This window comes from Vibrio hepatarius (assembly GCF_011806575.1).
GTDB lineage: Bacteria > Pseudomonadota > Gammaproteobacteria > Enterobacterales > Vibrionaceae > Vibrio > Vibrio hepatarius_A.
Window position 1 is genome coordinate 67,825 of the sequence record NZ_JAATOO010000014.1, and the last position, 15,664, is coordinate 83,488.

Here is a 15,664-nt window from a genome sequence, read left to right on the forward strand (position 1 = left end):
AAAATAGAAATAAGGAAGTTCGAGTGAGCACACAACAAAAAATCCTTTTTATCGACCGCGACGGCACTTTGATCGTCGAGCCACCAATTGATTTTCAAGTCGACCGTTTAGATAAGCTAAAACTAGAACCTTTTGTTATCCCAAGCCTGTTGTCCTTGCAGGAAGCGGGTTACCGATTGGTTATGGTAACCAATCAAGATGGCCTTGGTACTGACAGCTACCCACAAGCCGACTTCGATGCGCCACACAACATGATGATGGAGATTTTTGAATCTCAAGGCGTCAAGTTTGATGATGTTCTGATCTGTCCACACTTTGAAGAAGATAACTGCTCGTGCCGCAAACCCAAGCTAGGCATGGTCAAAGACTATCTTCAAGGTGGCAAGGTCGATTTCAAAAACTCGGTTGTAATCGGTGACCGCGCGACGGATCTGCAGTTGGCAGAAAATATGGCGATTCGTGGCATTCAATACCACCCAGAAACTATGGGTTGGAAACAGATCCTGAAAGACCTGACGGTTACAGCACGTATCGCAGAAGTGGTGCGTACGACTAAAGAAACCGACATCAAAGTGAAGGTGAATTTGGACGAGCAAGGTGGCAACCAAATCTCAACGGGTCTGGGCTTTTTCGACCACATGCTGGATCAAATCGCGACACACGGTGGTTTCCAAATGGTTTGTCAGGTGGAAGGCGATCTGCATATTGATGATCACCACACCGTTGAAGATACCGCACTGGCGCTAGGTCAAGCGTTAAAAGAAGCGCTGGGCGATAAACGAGGTATTGGTCGCTTTGGCTTTAGCTTGCCAATGGACGAATGTCTGGCGCAGTGCGCGTTGGATTTATCTGGTCGCCCATACCTTAAGTTTGATGCGAAGTTTGGCCGTGAGCAGGTTGGTGATCTTTCAACAGAAATGGTGGTGCACTTCTTCCGCTCATTGACGGATACGCTGGCTTGTACGCTGCACTTATCTTCGACAGGCGACAACGATCACCACATCATCGAAAGCTTGTTCAAGTCATTTGGTCGTACACTGCGTCAGGCGATCAAGGTCGAAGGTAACGAGCTACCAAGTAGCAAAGGCGTGCTGTAAGGAAGGTCAATCATGACAGAACAAAAAGTCGTTATTATCGATACTGGCTGCGCCAACGTTTCTTCGGTCAAGTTTGCCATTGAGCGCTTGGGATATGATGTCACTATTTCTAAAGATCCGGCGGTCGTGCTCGGTGCAGATAAACTGTTTTTACCTGGGGTAGGAACGGCAAGTGAAGCGATGAAAAACCTAGAAGAGCGCGACCTTATTGAACTGGTCAAAAAGGTCGAAAAACCTCTGCTAGGCATTTGCTTGGGAATGCAACTGCTCGGCAAACTCTCGCAAGAGAAAGGCCAAAAAGCCGATGAGATAGTAGAGTGCCTTGGCTTGTGTGACGGCGAAGTGCGATTGCTACAAACGGGCGACTTACCTTTACCGCACATGGGCTGGAACACCGTTAGTGCAAAACCGGGACATCCGCTATTTAAAGACATCGAAGAAGGTGAATATTTCTATTTTGTTCATAGCTTTGCGATGCCTGTTGGTGACTACACGATTGCACAATGTGATTACGGCAACCCGTTTAGTGCGGCGGTTCAAACGGGCAACTACTACGGAGTGCAGTTCCACCCAGAGCGCTCTTCGAAAGCGGGCTCGAAACTGATTCAAAACTTCTTGGAATTATAAGGATATAGCTACGTGATTATTCCAGCATTAGATTTAATTGAAGGTCAGGTAGTGCGCCTATACCAAGGTGATTATGGCCAAGTAACAGAATATAAAGTTGACCCGGCAGAGCAGTTCAACCTATACCACCAAGCAGGTGCAAACTGGCTGCACTTAGTGGATCTGACTGGCGCAAAAGACACCACAGCACGCCAGCTCGACTTAATTGCCAAATTGCTAGCGAGTACGCCAGCGAATATCCAAATCGGTGGCGATGTGCGTAGCGAGCAAGATGTTGTCGATTTGCTTGAAGCGGGTGCACAGCGTGTTGTCGTCGGTTCGACCGCAGTGAAACAACCTGAACTGGTTAAAGGTTGGATGGAAAAGTACGGCGCAGAAAAGATTGTTCTTGCTCTTGATATCAACATTGCTCATGACGGCACACGCAAAGTGGCGATTTCTGGTTGGCAGGAAGATTCAGGTGTGACGATCGAAGCGCTGATCGACGATTACCTTACCGTTGGCCTTAAACACGTGCTGTGTACCGATATTTCACGGGACGGCACGTTGGCAGGCTCTAATGTTGAGCTGTACGTTGATCTGTGCAAACAATATCCGCAAGTTCAGTTCCAGTCATCAGGTGGCATTGGCTCTCTGGCGGATATCGAAGCGTTAAAAGGCACTGGTGTTTCTGGTGTGATCGTTGGCCGTGCGTTGTTGGATGGCAAATTTACCGCAGAGGAGGCATTTGCATGTTGGCAAAGCGAATAATCCCTTGTCTCGATGTGCGTGACGGGCAAGTTGTAAAAGGCGTTCAGTTCCGTAACCACGAAATCATTGGTGATATCGTTCCTCTGGCACAGCGTTACGCGCAAGAAGGTGCTGATGAGTTAGTGTTTTATGATATCACCGCATCCAGTGATGGCCGTGTGGTGGATAAAAGCTGGGTTTCACGTGTTGCAGAAGTGATTGATATTCCTTTCTGCGTCGCAGGCGGTATCAAATCAGCAGAAGACGCTGCGCGCATCTTAGAGTTTGGTGCGGATAAAGTCTCAATCAACTCACCAGCACTGGCAAACCCAGAGTTAATTACAGACCTCGCAGACCGTTTTGGCGTTCAGTGTATTGTCGTCGGTATCGATTCGTACTATGACAAAGACACGGGTAAGTATCAGGTTTACCAGTTTACGGGTGATGAAGCTCGTACCAAAGCGACCCAATGGGAAACGCGTGATTGGGTGCAAGAAGTTCAAAAACGCGGTGCTGGCGAAATCGTGTTAAACATGATGAACCAAGACGGCGTGCGTAACGGCTACGATATTGAACAACTGAATATGGTGCGCGAGGTATGTAATGTACCGTTGATAGCATCAGGTGGTGCGGGTGCGATGGAGCACTTCGCAGAAGCCTACCAAAAAGCGAATGTAGATGGCGCGTTGGCGGCGTCTGTATTTCACAAGCAAGTCATCAATATTGGTGAGTTAAAACAGTATTTAAAACAACAAGGTATAGAGGTGCGTCTATGAGTTTTGCCACCGCAGAAGTGAATACCCTCGCGCAGCGCATCGATTGGGACAAAGTGGATGGATTGGTTCCAGCGATTGTGCAAGATTTTCAGTCGAGCCAAGTATTGATGATGGGCTACATGAACAAAGATGCGTTGGCAAAAACCGGTGAAACGGGCCAAGTGACTTTTTTCTCGCGTACTAAAGAACGTTTGTGGACCAAAGGTGAAACCTCGGGCAACGTATTGCAGCTTAAGAACATCGCTTTAGATTGTGATAACGATACTCTGCTCGTGAAAGTCGACCCGATTGGTCCAACTTGCCACACTGGCACAACTACTTGTTGGGACGGCGATTCGCAAGAAGAGTCGCAGATGGTGTGGCTTCATCAACTTGAGCAGCTACTGGCTGCCCGCAAGAGTGCCGACCCAGATTCGTCTTACACCGCTAGCCTTTATGCTCGTGGCACCAAGCGTATTTCGCAAAAGGTGGGCGAAGAAGGCGTTGAAGTCGCGCTTGCGGCGACGTCGGGCGATAAGGCGGAGTTAGTGTGTGAATCTGCCGATTTGATTTATCACTTGCTGGTTTTACTGCAAGACCAAGGTCTTTCTATGAACGATGTGATTAACAAACTCAAAGAGCGTCATAAATAACCTCGATTTGTGATAGAATCACCCTCAAATTTAAAGCCGTAAGCCCTCCTTACGGCTTTGTTGTTTTAAAGGGAGACACAAATGGCTGGTCATAGTAAATGGGCTAATATTCGCCACCGCAAAGCGGCTCAAGATGCAAAGCGTGGCAAAATTTTCACTAAGCTGATCCGTGAGATCGTCGTTGCGGCAAAAGAGGGCGGTGGTGAGCCGGAAAACAACCCACGTTTGCGTGCAGCGATCGACAAAGCCCTTTCCAACAACATGACGCGCGATACCGTTAACCGAGCGATTGCCCGTGGTGCTGGTGGCGAAGGCGACGAAGGCATGGAAACCGTGATCTATGAAGGTTACGGACCAGGTGGAACTGCAGTGATGGTCGAGTGTTTGACCGACAATCGTAACCGAACTGTATCAGGCGTTCGCCACGCGTTTTCAAAAGCAGGCGGTAACTTAGGCACTGATGGCAGCGTGAATTACTTGTTCGACAAGAAAGGGGTGATTTCGTACGCGCCGGGCTTAGATGAAGACCAAGTGATGGAAGTGGCGCTTGAAAGCGGCGCGGATGACATTGAAACCGCAGAAGATGGCTCAATTGACGTGTTTACCGCGCCCAGCGATTTTGGCGTGGTTAAAGATGCGTTGGATGCCGCTGGGTTTGAAGCCGATAACGCGGAAGTTTCCCTAGTGCCATCGACAAAAGCCGAGTTAGACGCGGATACCGCGCCGAAACTATTGCGTCTTATCGATGCTTTAGAAGATCTCGATGACGTTCAAGAGGTATATCACAACGGTGATATCTCCGATGAAGTTGCTGCGAGCCTATAAATTTGACGCCCTCATTTGAGGGCGTTTCTCTAGCGAAAGTCTTTCGCGGTGAGTTAGATTTCAAACAGAAAGTAATAACTGTAACCAACGACAAACGCAGGGACCGCAGAATATATCGTGGCGACTAATGCCGCCTTTGGGGCGAGGGCAATCATCGGAAATAGCGCGTCGCCATCGTTTGAAATCGCATTTGAAATTTGCGCTGACAACGGCGCCGCGCCGCTTAGGTATAAGCTGGTCATCAGTATTTGCGGTCCACACCCAGGCAGTAAACCAACTGCTAACCCCGCCAAAGGCATCCAGACTCCCCAGTGAGAGAAGAGGCTGGCGAAGTTAATATCGGCAAATGCACTGGTCAGTTCAAACGCGAGAAAGGCGACCACAACCCACGCGGTAATAAAATTGGTATCTTGCGCTGCCTTTTGTAGCGGGTGAGAAGAAAGGCTTTTGTCATCTTCGGCAACCGTTGACTCGTAATCCTTTATTTCTTTGGTTAGCGACCAGAGCAACATGCTAACGACCATTAGTCCTGCGCCAAGCCATTCAATGCTCAACCTCGGTAAAGAGAGTAAAGCATTCACGTCGACCTGAAACGACCCTAGCAATGCGACCACGATTGCGGGAATCAAACACCATTTCCAAAATGCCCCTTGTAGGTTGATGGCAGTTTGTTCAATGTTATTGGAGCCAGAAGTAGAACAGTAGCAGTGAGTGTTATTCGTCGCATTCCCATCCGGCCGCAAGAAATCATCATTGTGGAGTAGGTTGACCACCCAGCCTGAAGCGCCCCCGACAACCACACCCAAAGCAACCACCATAAAGCCAATCTCTGGCTCGCTCGCGAGCAGTAAAAACGCGGCATCGCCCATAGTCGAAGTTAACACCGCGACAATAGCACCGAAACCGACACGACCGCTGACAAACTGCGAAGTGACAATGATAGCGCCACCACAACCGGGCAGTGCCCCCAGCAGGGCAGCGAATATCACCTGATAGTGCCGTGAGCGGTGAAACAAGTTGACGAGTTTGTTTTCTCTACTGACATATAGAGAGACATAATGATAAATCGCCAATGTAAAGGCGACATAGGCGGATACAGCCCAAAATGCGTCGGATAAAGTGTTCACAGCAAGCTCGCGAGTGGTTTCACTCGTGAGTAGTGCGAGTAACATCACTGGCAGAATAAGACGCTTGTATGCGGGACGAAATTGGCCGAGAGAAAGCCACTGCGGCAGTGACGACGAAAGCCTGATTGAATGCATAAAGTCCACAAATGCTAATACGAATAATTCTCAATATATGTTAGTGAGAATTATTTGCAACAATAATTAGAAAGAAGCGCTTTTCTTTTTGCTAACCCATGACAAATCTCAAAAATCAGGTAAAGTAACGGGCTTCGTGAGTAAATGCCCAAGCTGGGCCTGTTTTAGTCGAATAGGAAATAAGATGATTCTAGTTGTAGGTCACAAGAACCCTGATAGTGATAGTATCTGTAGTGCTCTAGTTGCAACTGAGCTACTAAAAGCTCGTGGCGAGCAAGCAATGCCGATTCGCCAAGGTGAAATCAACCGCGAAACACAGCACATTCTTGAAGTTGCTGGTGCAGAAGTTCCTGAGCTTCGCACATCTGTCGCTGGTGAGAAAATCTGGCTTGTTGACTACTCAGATCTAGCACAAGCACCAGATGATGTGGCTGAAGCTGAAATCCTAGGTATCGTTGACCACCACCGTCTGGGTGACGTGATGACTGTAAACCCAATGGAAGCTTGGATCTGGCCTGTTGGTTGTACAAACACAGTACTGTTCAACATGTTCAAGATCGAAGGACACGAGATCACTCCACAAATCGCTAAACTAATGATGTCAGCAATCCTATCTGACACCGTTGGTTTTGCGTCTCCAACATGTACGCAAAAAGACAAAGATGCAGTAGCGGAGCTAGCGCAAATTGCTGACGTTGCTGATGTTGATGCGTTCATTAAAGATCTTCTGATTGCGAAAACTAACATCGAAGGCCTTTCTGCTGCTGAGCTAGTAGAAAAAGACCTAAAAGGTTACCCATTCAATGGTCGTGATGTTGTTGTTGGTCAGGTTGAACTTGCAACGCTAGAACAAGTTGACGGCATGATTGATGCGCTAGAAGCAGACCTTGAGCGTCGTTGTAACGATGAAGGTCTAGCGTTCGCTGCAGTAATGCTAACAGACATCACAACAGCGCAAACTCGTCTACTATACAAAGGCGAGTGGGCTGAGAAGTTAGTTAAGCATGAACAAGACGGCATGCTAATGATGGAAAACACGCTAAGCCGTAAGAAACAAGGCTGGCCGTGGTTACAAGCTGAACTAGCATAATCGCAAGTTTCAGATGAGTTCTTAAACGCCCATGGTTATGCCGTGGGCGTTTTGTTTAAGGAGACATTCATGTCAGAGGCATTAACTCAACAACAGATCGATACGGTTAATAAAATGCGTCCAGACGAGCGTTTTAACTACTGCATCAAAGAAATCGCTAAGCAACGTAAAGTGTGGATCCTGACCGATGAACATGGCTGTGTGATGCTTAACACGGAAGATGAAGACTGTGTACCCGTTTGGCCAAATGAAGAGTTTGCCAACGAGTGGGCGACAGGAGAGTGGGAGCATTGCAAAGCAGAGTCGATTTCAACCGCTAAGTGGTTCAGTCGCTGGACATATGGTCTGGAAGAAGATGAACTAGCTATTGTGGTATTCCCAAACAGCAACGAAGAAGGGGTAGTGCTTTACCCTGACGAGTTTGAATTCGAGTTGAAAAAGCGCGGCTAGTCGGCGGTTTTCAATCGATTAGCCAGTAGTAAACTATTGCTACTGGCTATCAACTTCCATTCTAGCGCAAGGCTAGAATTTATGTTTATTAAAGTGACTTTCCACCAGACGTTGCGTGATGATGTGCTCTGGATTCGCGAGAATTTGTTGCGTATCCCCACTTTCTACCACTTCGCCTTCATGCATCACCATAATCTTATCTGTGATGTGTTTGATGATCCCAAGATGCTGTGACACATACACAAATGACACCCCCATCTCTTCTTGTAGTTCCAAGAATAAGTTGATGATTTGCGAGCGCATTGCCATGTCTAAGCCGTTTAACGCTTCATCGGCGATAATGATCGAAGGTTGCAGAATTAATGCCCTAGCTAAGCACACACGCTGTTTCTGGCCAGTTGCTAGCATCTGAGGGTAAAAGTAAGCATGCTCAGGAAGCAAACCTACTCGGAGTAGCGTCTCTTTTACGCGCTTCATACGCGCTTCTGGGGGCATATTGGTGTTTCGTTTTAGTGGGCCTTCCAAAATGCGACCAATCTGAATACGCGGGTTTAACGAGGTGTTGGGATCCTGAAAAATCATCCGGATAAGCTTACATCTCGTCGAATAGTCTTTGTGCGCGAGTAACTCACCGTTTACGCGGATTTCACCACTGGTTGGCTCAACAACGCCTGCCAGCATACGTGCAAGGGTTGATTTGCCAGAACCGTTCTGGCCGATAAAGCCGACGGTTTGTCCCACTTCTAGGGTAAAGCTAACTGGTTTAACCGCTTGGTGTGTGCGTTTACGAAATAGTCCCGGACGGCTGATAAACTCTTTAGACAGGTCGTTGACTTCTAACAATGCGCTCATGCTTTTTTCTTCTCCATGTTTAGTGGGAAGTGGCAGGCAAATTTATGGTTTTTAATTCGTCTTGTCATAGGTATTTCGACACATTGTCGTTGTGCATACGGGCAACGAGGACCCAATCGACACCCAATGGGCAGGTGCTGAAGGGGAGGGATAGAACCAGGCAGCGACTGCAGTTTCTCTTTGTGAGGGATCCAGTCGTTAAAATCTGGCATCGCTTTTAGCAGCGCGACCGTATAAGGGTGTTTTGGTTTCTCAAGAATTTTCTGCGTATCGGCAGACTCAACCGACTGACCGCAATACATGACTGTAATGCGATTCGCCCACTGAGTAATCGTGGTCAAGTCATGCCCGATCAACATGATCGAGGTATTGTTGACTTGATTCATGCGGCTCAGCAAACGCAGGATTTGAGACTGGGTGATTGGGTCCAAATCATTGGTTGGTTCATCGGCGATAAGCAGCTTTGGTTTTGCCGCAATCGCCATCGCGATCATGACTTTTTGACACTCCCCATCGGTGAGTTCGTATGGGTAGCTGCTCATGATCTGACGGTGGTTTTTGATCCCAACTTTGTGCAGTAGGCCAATCGCTTGTTTTTTACGCCATTTAAAGCGTTCCCACCATTTGCCTTCAAACGAGCGTGATGGAATCGCTTCGATCAGCTGGTGACCAACTTCTTCTGAAGGGTCTAAACAAGTCGACGGTTCTTGGAAGATCATCGCAATATCACGAGCGATAACGCGTCGACGTTCGCGAGGAGTCAATTGGAGCAAGTCAATGTTACCCAGACGCATGCGGTCCGCAGTCACTCTCCAGTTGTCTTTACATACCCCAACGATAGCTTTGGCTACGAGGCTTTTTCCTGAACCTGATTCGCCCACCAAACCGCGGATTTCGCCTTCATTTAAGGTTAAGCTCATGCGGTCAACGGCTTTCATCAGCCCTTGTGGTGTTTCAATTTCGATGGTCAGATGTCGAATATCTAATAACGGCATTATTCGATCCCCGCGTTCAGAGCTCGGCGAACTCCTTCACCTACTAAGTTAATCACGATAACAGTAAACATAATCGCTAGACCGGGCAGGGTCACCGTCCAAGGTGCTAAGTAAATCAGTTCAACCGAATCGCCCAACACCGCTCCCCACTCGGTGCTCGGTGCTTGTGCGCCCAACCCAAGAAAACCAAGAGCGGTTATATCGAGTATGGCAAGAGAAAGGGCAGATGTAATCTCTGCGGCGATAACGACCAATACGTTTGGCAAAATCGAGTTCCACAACAAATAAAACTCGTTCGCACCGTCAAGTCGCGCCGCCATGATGTAGTCTTTTTCAACCTCAGTGTGCACAGCGATATAGACCGAGCGAACAAAGCGCGGGATCAGAGCGAGACAAATCGCCAAAAGCACATTGAATTCGCCAAAGCCTAAGAAGGCAACAAAGATGATTGCCAACAGCAACGACGGAATTGACATGACCGTATCGAGCAAGTGGTTGAGCGTGCTCGAGAGCAAGCCCTTGGTCATGCCCGCTAAGATACCAATTACACAACCAACTAAGCTTGCTATGGCTGTGATGATAACCGCCGAACCAAAGGTGAGCTGTGAACCCGAAATTAAGCGCGAAAGGATATCGCGACCAAGGTCGTCTGTGCCTAAGAAATATTCGACGGTACCTGCTGGATTCCATGATGGTGGGATCAGTAACTCGCCTGACTGTGCTTGTGGGTCATGGGGCGTGATCCATGGCGCAACAACTGTGATAATGATGATAAACATCAAACACCACAGACCAAACATGGCGAGGTTGTTGCCTCTGAAGCTGCGCCAGAAACGTTCGAACTGAGTTGGAATGTGTTCTTCCTGATAGACACTATCGGTTAGCATACCATTCCTTCCTTACTAGTGGGTTGATCATCGCGCCAATCAAATCGGACAAGATATTCGCGGTTAGCACCAGTGTTGCTACCACAATCACACCTGCTTGAATCGCGACATAATCTTGGTCGGAGAGGGCATCAAGCAACCAACGTCCAATTCCCGGCCAGTTGAAAATCGACTCGGTAATGATTGCTAGTGTTAGCATGCTCGACAACTGCACGCCGATTTTAGGAATGATTGGTGGGATCGCATTACGCAATACGTGTTGTGTGACGATCTCTCGTGTTGATAAACCTTTGATACGCGCGGCGCGGATATAGTTTTGCCCCATGACTTCCGCCACTGAGGTACGCATTGAACTGATAACCTGTGTGGTTGGTGCCAGAGCCAAGACCAAGCACGGTAAGATCAAGTGCTCGATGACGCTTTGCAATGCGTGAGCGCGGTAAGGTCCTTCGGCAAAGAAAGCGTCAATTAAGGCAAAGCCAGTCACATGATCAATTTGATACAACATGTCGTAGCGGCCGGCGACAGGGAAAAATTCGAAATGCAGCGAGAACACCATGATCATTAACAGCGCAACCCAAAACAGCGGTGCTGAGTAACCGGTCATCGAAGTAAACGAGATAATGGTATCTGTCCATTTTCCTTGCTTCATGCCCGCAACCGTGCCGAGTGGAATTCCAATCAGCAAAGAGAGTACAAACGCGATAAAACAGAGTTCAAGCGTGGCAGGGAAGACTACCGCAAGCTCTTCAACAACGGGTATGCCGTGCTTGTCTAAGCCGAAGTTAAGCTGCATCAGTTCGGATAGGTAGGTCATCCAACCAGACCAGAAGTCTTCAATCGCCCATGGTGAATTAGGTTCTAAACGCAAAATGCTAAACCCAACCATTGTCAAAATTAGCATGGTAATGATGAAAAGATTCAGGCGTCGAACGGTGTAAAGAAACATTATTTAACCCTCTCGACGTTATCAAAAGGTTGAGAGTTAAAGGGACTCACTTTGAATCCTTTTAATGAATGATGCTGAGCTTGTAATTGCATGCCATGGTTAAGTGGGATCACTGGAAACTGTTCATTGAGAATGTTTTGCGCCTGACGGTACAAGTTTAAACGGTAGCGCTTCTTGTCGACCTCGAGTGCTAAGTCCAACAAGAAGTCGAAATCTGGGTTACACCAACTCGATACGTTCAAGCCCACACGCTTAGAGTCACACGACAGCAGTGGTCTGAAGAAGCTGTCTGGATCACCAGTGTTCGCAATCCAGCCAGTTAAATATAAGTCGATATTGGCGCTTGAATCGGTACGATCGTATCTATCATCAGTCAGAAGGTGCAGCGTGATACCTACATCCGCTAAGTTTGCCTGGATTAGCTCGGCAGTTTTACGTGGGCTTGGATTGTAAGCGCGTGGTTCAAGCGGAACAGACATCGTCAGTTCCAAACCTTTGCTATAACCTGCTTCTCTCAGCAATGCGATAGCGTAGTTACGGTCATAGCGGATTTGTGTGGTGTCTTTTTGATATGCCCAAGACGAAGGTGGAAGAATCGAATAAGCCTGTGTGCCTGTGCCGTAGTAAACCGAGTCGAGAATGTTTTGGCGGTTAATCGCGTAGTTAAGCGCTTTGCGTACTCTGGAATCGTTCATTGCTGGGTGCGAAGTATTTACTGCGACAAACGAGATATTCATGGCTGGCTTAGCGGTTAGCGTAATATCTTCACGGCTCTCAATCACTGGCAGTTGGCTCGAAAGTGGCGCGCTCAAAACATCACACTCTTTGCGCAGTAGCTTCGCCAATGTACCTGTGCCTCGGTTTGAAATATCAAACACAACCTGCTCCATTTTTGTCTGACCTTTCCAGTAATCTTTGTTCTGCTTCAGACGAATCAGGTCATTGAACTGATACTCATACAAGTAGAAGGGACCAGTACCGACAGGGTGTGAATCGAGCATGCCTTTTTCATCACGCAGCTCGAGTTGGGTTGCGTACTCTTTTGAGTGAATCACAGCATGGCTGGTGGCAATACTGGAAAGGAATGAGTTATCTGGTCGGCTAAGGACAAATTTGACCTGATTTTTCGATACCTCGGACACGTCGACCACAAGGTTTTGGAAATCGATACCGTTAAACCAAGGGTAAATGCCTCCACCAACGTAATGAAATGGATTGGTGGAGTCGAGAATACGGCGGAAGCTAAAAACCACATCTTCTGCGTTGAGCGCTCTCGAAGGAGTAAACCACGGCGTGGTTTGGAAAGCGACGTTATCACGCAGATTAAAAGTATACACAGTACCAGACTCATCGACTTGCCAGCTTTTTGCTAGGTTAGCTACTGGCTCATAAGTGTCTGGATCTATGGTCAACAAAGAGTCGAAAAGTTGCGGGCTGAGCGTTTCAGGCGTGATGCCGCTGTCAGTGAGCTGCGGGTTAAACGTGTTTGGTCCACCCTGGCCACAATAGACAAAACCATTCTGTTTGATTTTCTCGTGGTCAATGGCTTCGCCACAGCCTGTTAAAAGACCGAAGCTAAATAAACCTAGTGTTAGTTGAATGATTGCTTTCATAGAAAGAACGGCTGTCAGCGATGAGCACAATGAGATCAATCATTATGCCTTACTATGTTATTAATTTACCATCATTTGTTAGATTAAACCAAAGTAAACCTAAGGTTTTACTGCTGGTGTTTTACACCCAATGGATTCCGTCACCATCTTACTCTGGGCTGGACAAGTCGTACTTTCGCACCATGCCCCTAAGTTGATGATAACTTAAGCCTAGCAGGTCGGCAGCCTTTCTTTGGTTGTATTTACTTTCCTTAAGCGCAGCGTTAAGGATTTGGCGGTCTTGCTCCTCTTGCCACTGCTTGTAATCCAGTGGGAAAGTTAATTGTGAAATCGTCGCTTCTTCGGTCTGTTGCTCTAGGTCTTCACTGTGCTGCCAGTCGGCCATAAACGGGTCAAAAATCAGATTCTCGATAGGACACTCTTGCTGCCCGTGTTGGTAGATCGCCCGTTCAATGACATTTTTGAGTTCACGCACATTACCCGGCCACTGGTAGTCCAATAATGCTTGCTCAGCTTGATGACTAAAACCAACGAAATACTCAAAGCCAAGCTCACGGCACATCTTCATTGCATAGTATTCAGCAAGCAGCAAAATGTCTTCTTGCCGCTCACGAAGTGGTGGAAGGTGAACCACGTCAAAGGCTAATCGGTCGAGTAGGTCGGGGCGGAAACTACCATTCGCTGCCATTTCCGGCAGGTTTGCGTTAGTCGCGCAAATCAATCTTACGTTTGCATTCAGTAGTTGGTGACCACCGACGCGTTCATATTGGCCGTACTCGATTACGCGCAGTAATTTTTCTTGTACCAACAGTGGCGCCGTGGCTAATTCGTCAAGAAACAAAGTGCCGTTTTCAGCACGTTCGAAACGACCTTTATGGCGCCCTTTAGAACCCGTAAAAGAGCCTTGTTCGTGACCAAACAGCTCCGAGTCGATCAAACCTTCGCTTAAGGTCGAGCAGTTGAGTGAAACTAAAGGCTGGTCCCAACGCTTTGACAGATAATGCAAGCGCTGAGCGATGAGCTCTTTACCTGTGCCTCGTTCACCAATGATGAGAATCGGGCGCTCTATCGCTGCAAGTTTCGATACCTTATCCAGTACAGACAGAAAAACGGGGGATTCGCCGATAAGATTCTGTTGCATGTGTACACTCCATTGGTGAAATTTACCTATAGTTGGTTAAATTCATCATACACAGATAAGAGCAAGAGTTGTAGTTTATTTAAGCTATTGATTTTTAGCGGTTTAAAAGTTGGCATGCATCTTGGATTATTCTAAAAAACGCAAGAACTGGCTGACATCGAACCACGCTGTCGCTGAAATTATAGATAAGGAGCTGTGCTATGGGTATTTTTTCTCGATTCGCGGACATTGTTAATTCAAACATCAGTGCACTACTTGATAAAGCGGAAGACCCTGAAAAGATGATTCGTCTGATCATCCAGGAAATGGAAGATACGCTGGTTGAAGTACGTACGAATTCTGCAAAAGCGATTGCTGACAAGAAAGAGTTGGCACGTAAAGTTGAAGCTTTAGAAGATCAAATTGAAGATTGGCAAAATAAAGCGACGTTAGCGCTAACCAAACAGCGTGAAGATCTGGCTCGCTCGGCACTGATTGAAAAGCAAAAGCTGCAAGAGGTGCTTAAAGGTTTACATACAGAGCAGACACTCGTTGAAGAAACGATTGATAAGCTGACTGGTGAAATCGGCAAATTAGAAAGCAAGATCACTGAAACTCGCGCCAAACAACAAGCATTGGCGATTCGCTCTCAAGCGGCCTCTAACCGTCGTGATGTACAGAAGCATTTGCACACCGCGCGCACTTCCGAGGCGATGGCGAAGTTTGAGCAATACTCACGCAAGGTTGACGAGCTAGAGGCCGAAGCGGATGTGTACGCGAAGTCAGGTAACTCCAAGTCTCTTGATCAAGAGTTTGCCGAGCTTCAGGCTCAAGATGAAATTGAGCAAGAACTCGCAAAACTCAAACAGCAAATGGAAGATAAAAAGTAAACTTTTTATCGAGTTAATCAGATGGCTTCGTTGTGATTTCTCACTCCGAAGCTATCGATACCCGTTTGTGCCAGTGGACCATGGGCGTATGATATTGTCCCAAGGTAAAGTTGGGATTCTCTAGATATTATTTGTTCATTGTCGAGTCAGGTGATCTGATACGACGATGTAGTAGGAGTTACTTATGTCTTCATTTTTTATTGCTGGACCGCTGATCGTCTTTCTGATTTTTGTCGCGCCACTTTGGCTGATTCTTCACTACAGAAGTAAAAAGAAAGCAGCGAGTGGCTTGTCTGAAGATGATCTAACTCGTTTGCAGACGTTATCTGAAAAAGCGGAAAAGATGCAGCAACGTATTGATACGCTAGAGCGTATTCTAGACAGCGAATCACCACAGTGGAGAGGTCGATATGAATAATAAAGAGCTCTATCGTGATACCGCCAACGGCAAAATATCTGGCGTTTGTGCTGGTTTAGCGAACTATTTAGGCGCAGAAGTTTGGTTGATTCGTATTTTGGTCATTTCTGCCGCTTTATTAGGTGGTAGCTTTTTGGTTTTGTTGGCGTATGTCGCAATGACCTTGATGCTTGAAAAGCAGCCAGAGAATTATGTTGAAGCCATCAAAACTCAACAAGAACATAAGCTTAAGAGCAAGCCGTGGCAGCAAGGTCAGTCGCCTGTGGCGTTGTTAGATACGTTGGAAAAAGACTTCGATAAGCTAGAAAACAAGTTACGTTCGATGGAAGCGTATGTTACATCAGATGCATTTAAAGTTAACCGAGAGTTTAATAAATTGTAACCTTCATGCAAAGATTGCATGCTTTTTTCAGCAAAGTATTAATTTTAAAATGATTTTCCGATTTCCCTAT

Annotated in this window: 18 protein-coding genes; 11 read left to right on the forward strand and 7 right to left on the reverse strand. The window is 47.1% G+C overall.

The genetic code is table 11. The features are described from left to right. Positions 1-23 precede the first annotated feature (23 nt). The 6 genes from hisB to HCZ42_RS12740 all read left to right on the forward strand — a co-directional run bounded on the left by hisB (position 24) and on the right by HCZ42_RS12740 (position 4,686). A complete protein-coding gene (gene hisB / locus HCZ42_RS12715) occupies positions 24-1,097 on the forward strand; it encodes a bifunctional histidinol-phosphatase/imidazoleglycerol-phosphate dehydratase HisB (RefSeq protein WP_167421054.1) in 1,074 nt (357 codons plus the stop codon). A 12-nt stretch (positions 1,098-1,109) separates the two neighbouring features. Next, entirely contained in the window at positions 1,110-1,724 is a 615-nt protein-coding gene (gene hisH, locus HCZ42_RS12720) for an imidazole glycerol phosphate synthase subunit HisH (RefSeq protein WP_167421055.1), read from the forward strand. A 12-nt stretch (positions 1,725-1,736) separates the two neighbouring features. Continuing rightward, positions 1,737-2,474 carry a 1-(5-phosphoribosyl)-5-[(5-phosphoribosylamino)methylideneamino]imidazole-4-carboxamide isomerase gene (gene hisA, locus HCZ42_RS12725; RefSeq protein ID WP_167421056.1) on the forward strand — a complete coding sequence of 246 codons (738 nt, stop codon included), beginning with the start codon at positions 1,737-1,739 and terminating at the stop codon, positions 2,472-2,474. Continuing rightward, complete coding sequence (hisF, locus tag HCZ42_RS12730; protein ID WP_167421057.1) at positions 2,456-3,229, forward strand: imidazole glycerol phosphate synthase subunit HisF; 774 nt, start codon at positions 2,456-2,458, stop codon at positions 3,227-3,229. Before hisA ends, hisF begins: the two co-directional genes overlap by 19 nt. Then, the gene (gene hisIE / locus HCZ42_RS12735; protein ID WP_167421058.1) at positions 3,226-3,861 is read left to right on the forward strand and encodes a bifunctional phosphoribosyl-AMP cyclohydrolase/phosphoribosyl-ATP diphosphatase HisIE; all 636 of its coding nucleotides are present in this window, start codon (positions 3,226-3,228) and stop codon (positions 3,859-3,861) included. Before hisF ends, hisIE begins: the two co-directional genes overlap by 4 nt. An 81-nt stretch (positions 3,862-3,942) precedes the next feature. Continuing rightward, positions 3,943-4,686, forward strand: a complete 744-nt coding sequence (locus HCZ42_RS12740; RefSeq protein ID WP_167421059.1) for a YebC/PmpR family DNA-binding transcriptional regulator — start codon at positions 3,943-3,945, stop codon at positions 4,684-4,686. A 53-nt stretch (positions 4,687-4,739) separates the two neighbouring features. Here the strand turns inward: HCZ42_RS12740 and HCZ42_RS12745 are convergent, their stop codons facing one another. Continuing rightward, on the reverse strand, positions 4,740-5,948 hold the full coding sequence (locus tag HCZ42_RS12745; RefSeq protein ID WP_167421060.1) for a putative manganese transporter: 1,209 nt from the start codon (positions 5,946-5,948) through the stop codon (positions 4,740-4,742). A gap of 184 nt (positions 5,949-6,132) precedes the next feature. On the opposite strand from HCZ42_RS12745, the gene HCZ42_RS12750 reads away from it, so the two are divergent. Both HCZ42_RS12750 and HCZ42_RS12755 read left to right on the forward strand, forming a co-directional pair. Next, positions 6,133-7,038, forward strand: coding sequence for a manganese-dependent inorganic pyrophosphatase (locus tag HCZ42_RS12750; protein ID WP_053410307.1), 906 nt, complete (start codon positions 6,133-6,135; stop codon positions 7,036-7,038). A gap of 69 nt (positions 7,039-7,107) precedes the next feature. Continuing rightward, positions 7,108-7,488 (forward strand): DUF2750 domain-containing protein, encoded by a 381-nt coding sequence (locus HCZ42_RS12755; protein WP_053410308.1) that lies wholly within the window; start codon positions 7,108-7,110, stop codon positions 7,486-7,488. A gap of 72 nt (positions 7,489-7,560) precedes the next feature. Here HCZ42_RS12755 and HCZ42_RS12760 read toward each other — a convergent pair whose 3' ends face one another. From HCZ42_RS12760 to pspF, 6 genes are all read right to left on the reverse strand, one after another. Next, entirely contained in the window at positions 7,561-8,340 is a 780-nt protein-coding gene (locus HCZ42_RS12760; protein ID WP_167421061.1) for a peptide ABC transporter ATP-binding protein, read from the reverse strand. Beyond that, entirely contained in the window at positions 8,337-9,335 is a 999-nt protein-coding gene (locus HCZ42_RS12765) for a peptide ABC transporter ATP-binding protein (protein WP_167421062.1), read from the reverse strand. The genes HCZ42_RS12760 and HCZ42_RS12765 overlap by 4 nt, the downstream gene beginning before the upstream one ends. Beyond that, entirely contained in the window at positions 9,335-10,222 is an 888-nt protein-coding gene (sapC, locus tag HCZ42_RS12770; protein WP_167421063.1) for a putrescine export ABC transporter permease SapC, read from the reverse strand. Before sapC ends, HCZ42_RS12765 begins: the two co-directional genes overlap by 1 nt. Continuing rightward, entirely contained in the window at positions 10,209-11,171 is a 963-nt protein-coding gene (locus tag HCZ42_RS12775) for an ABC transporter permease (RefSeq protein ID WP_167421064.1), read from the reverse strand. Before HCZ42_RS12775 ends, sapC begins: the two co-directional genes overlap by 14 nt. Further along, positions 11,171-12,784, reverse strand: coding sequence for an ABC transporter substrate-binding protein SapA (gene sapA / locus HCZ42_RS12780; RefSeq protein ID WP_167421065.1), 1,614 nt, complete (start codon positions 12,782-12,784; stop codon positions 11,171-11,173). Before sapA ends, HCZ42_RS12775 begins: the two co-directional genes overlap by 1 nt. Before the next feature lie 148 nt (positions 12,785-12,932). Next, positions 12,933-13,925 carry a phage shock protein operon transcriptional activator gene (gene pspF, locus HCZ42_RS12785; RefSeq protein ID WP_167421066.1) on the reverse strand — a complete coding sequence of 331 codons (993 nt, stop codon included), beginning with the start codon at positions 13,923-13,925 and terminating at the stop codon, positions 12,933-12,935. Between the two features lie 200 nt (positions 13,926-14,125). On the opposite strand from pspF, the gene pspA reads away from it, so the two are divergent. The 3 genes from pspA to pspC all read left to right on the forward strand — a co-directional run bounded on the left by pspA (position 14,126) and on the right by pspC (position 15,594). Continuing rightward, on the forward strand, positions 14,126-14,794 hold the full coding sequence (gene pspA, locus HCZ42_RS12790; protein WP_167421067.1) for a phage shock protein PspA: 669 nt from the start codon (positions 14,126-14,128) through the stop codon (positions 14,792-14,794). A 184-nt stretch (positions 14,795-14,978) separates the two neighbouring features. Further along, the gene (gene pspB / locus HCZ42_RS12795) at positions 14,979-15,212 is read left to right on the forward strand and encodes an envelope stress response membrane protein PspB (protein ID WP_053410316.1); all 234 of its coding nucleotides are present in this window, start codon (positions 14,979-14,981) and stop codon (positions 15,210-15,212) included. After that, a complete protein-coding gene (gene pspC / locus HCZ42_RS12800) occupies positions 15,205-15,594 on the forward strand; it encodes an envelope stress response membrane protein PspC (RefSeq protein WP_167421068.1) in 390 nt (129 codons plus the stop codon). The genes pspB and pspC overlap by 8 nt, the downstream gene beginning before the upstream one ends. Positions 15,595-15,664: the final 70 nt, after the last annotated feature.

Coding starts and splice junctions, on each gene's coding strand:
- pspB (WP_053410316.1), top strand. CDS start 14,979: ATGTCTTCATTTTTTATTGCTGGACCGCTGATCGTCTTTCTGATTTTT.
- HCZ42_RS12745 (WP_167421060.1), bottom strand. CDS start 5,948: ATGCATTCAATCAGGCTTTCGTCGTCACTGCCGCAGTGGCTTTCTCTC.
- hisIE (WP_167421058.1), top strand. CDS start 3,226: ATGAGTTTTGCCACCGCAGAAGTGAATACCCTCGCGCAGCGCATCGAT.
- pspF (WP_167421066.1), bottom strand. CDS start 13,925: ATGCAACAGAATCTTATCGGCGAATCCCCCGTTTTTCTGTCTGTACTG.
- HCZ42_RS12740 (WP_167421059.1), top strand. CDS start 3,943: ATGGCTGGTCATAGTAAATGGGCTAATATTCGCCACCGCAAAGCGGCT.
- HCZ42_RS12750 (WP_053410307.1), top strand. CDS start 6,133: ATGATTCTAGTTGTAGGTCACAAGAACCCTGATAGTGATAGTATCTGT.
- sapA (WP_167421065.1), bottom strand. CDS start 12,784: ATGAAAGCAATCATTCAACTAACACTAGGTTTATTTAGCTTCGGTCTT.
- pspC (WP_167421068.1), top strand. CDS start 15,205: ATGAATAATAAAGAGCTCTATCGTGATACCGCCAACGGCAAAATATCT.
- sapC (WP_167421063.1), bottom strand. CDS start 10,222: ATGCTAACCGATAGTGTCTATCAGGAAGAACACATTCCAACTCAGTTC.
- HCZ42_RS12775 (WP_167421064.1), bottom strand. CDS start 11,171: ATGTTTCTTTACACCGTTCGACGCCTGAATCTTTTCATCATTACCATG.
- HCZ42_RS12755 (WP_053410308.1), top strand. CDS start 7,108: ATGTCAGAGGCATTAACTCAACAACAGATCGATACGGTTAATAAAATG.
- hisH (WP_167421055.1), top strand. CDS start 1,110: ATGACAGAACAAAAAGTCGTTATTATCGATACTGGCTGCGCCAACGTT.
- pspA (WP_167421067.1), top strand. CDS start 14,126: ATGGGTATTTTTTCTCGATTCGCGGACATTGTTAATTCAAACATCAGT.
- hisF (WP_167421057.1), top strand. CDS start 2,456: ATGTTGGCAAAGCGAATAATCCCTTGTCTCGATGTGCGTGACGGGCAA.
- HCZ42_RS12765 (WP_167421062.1), bottom strand. CDS start 9,335: ATGCCGTTATTAGATATTCGACATCTGACCATCGAAATTGAAACACCA.
- HCZ42_RS12760 (WP_167421061.1), bottom strand. CDS start 8,340: ATGAGCGCATTGTTAGAAGTCAACGACCTGTCTAAAGAGTTTATCAGC.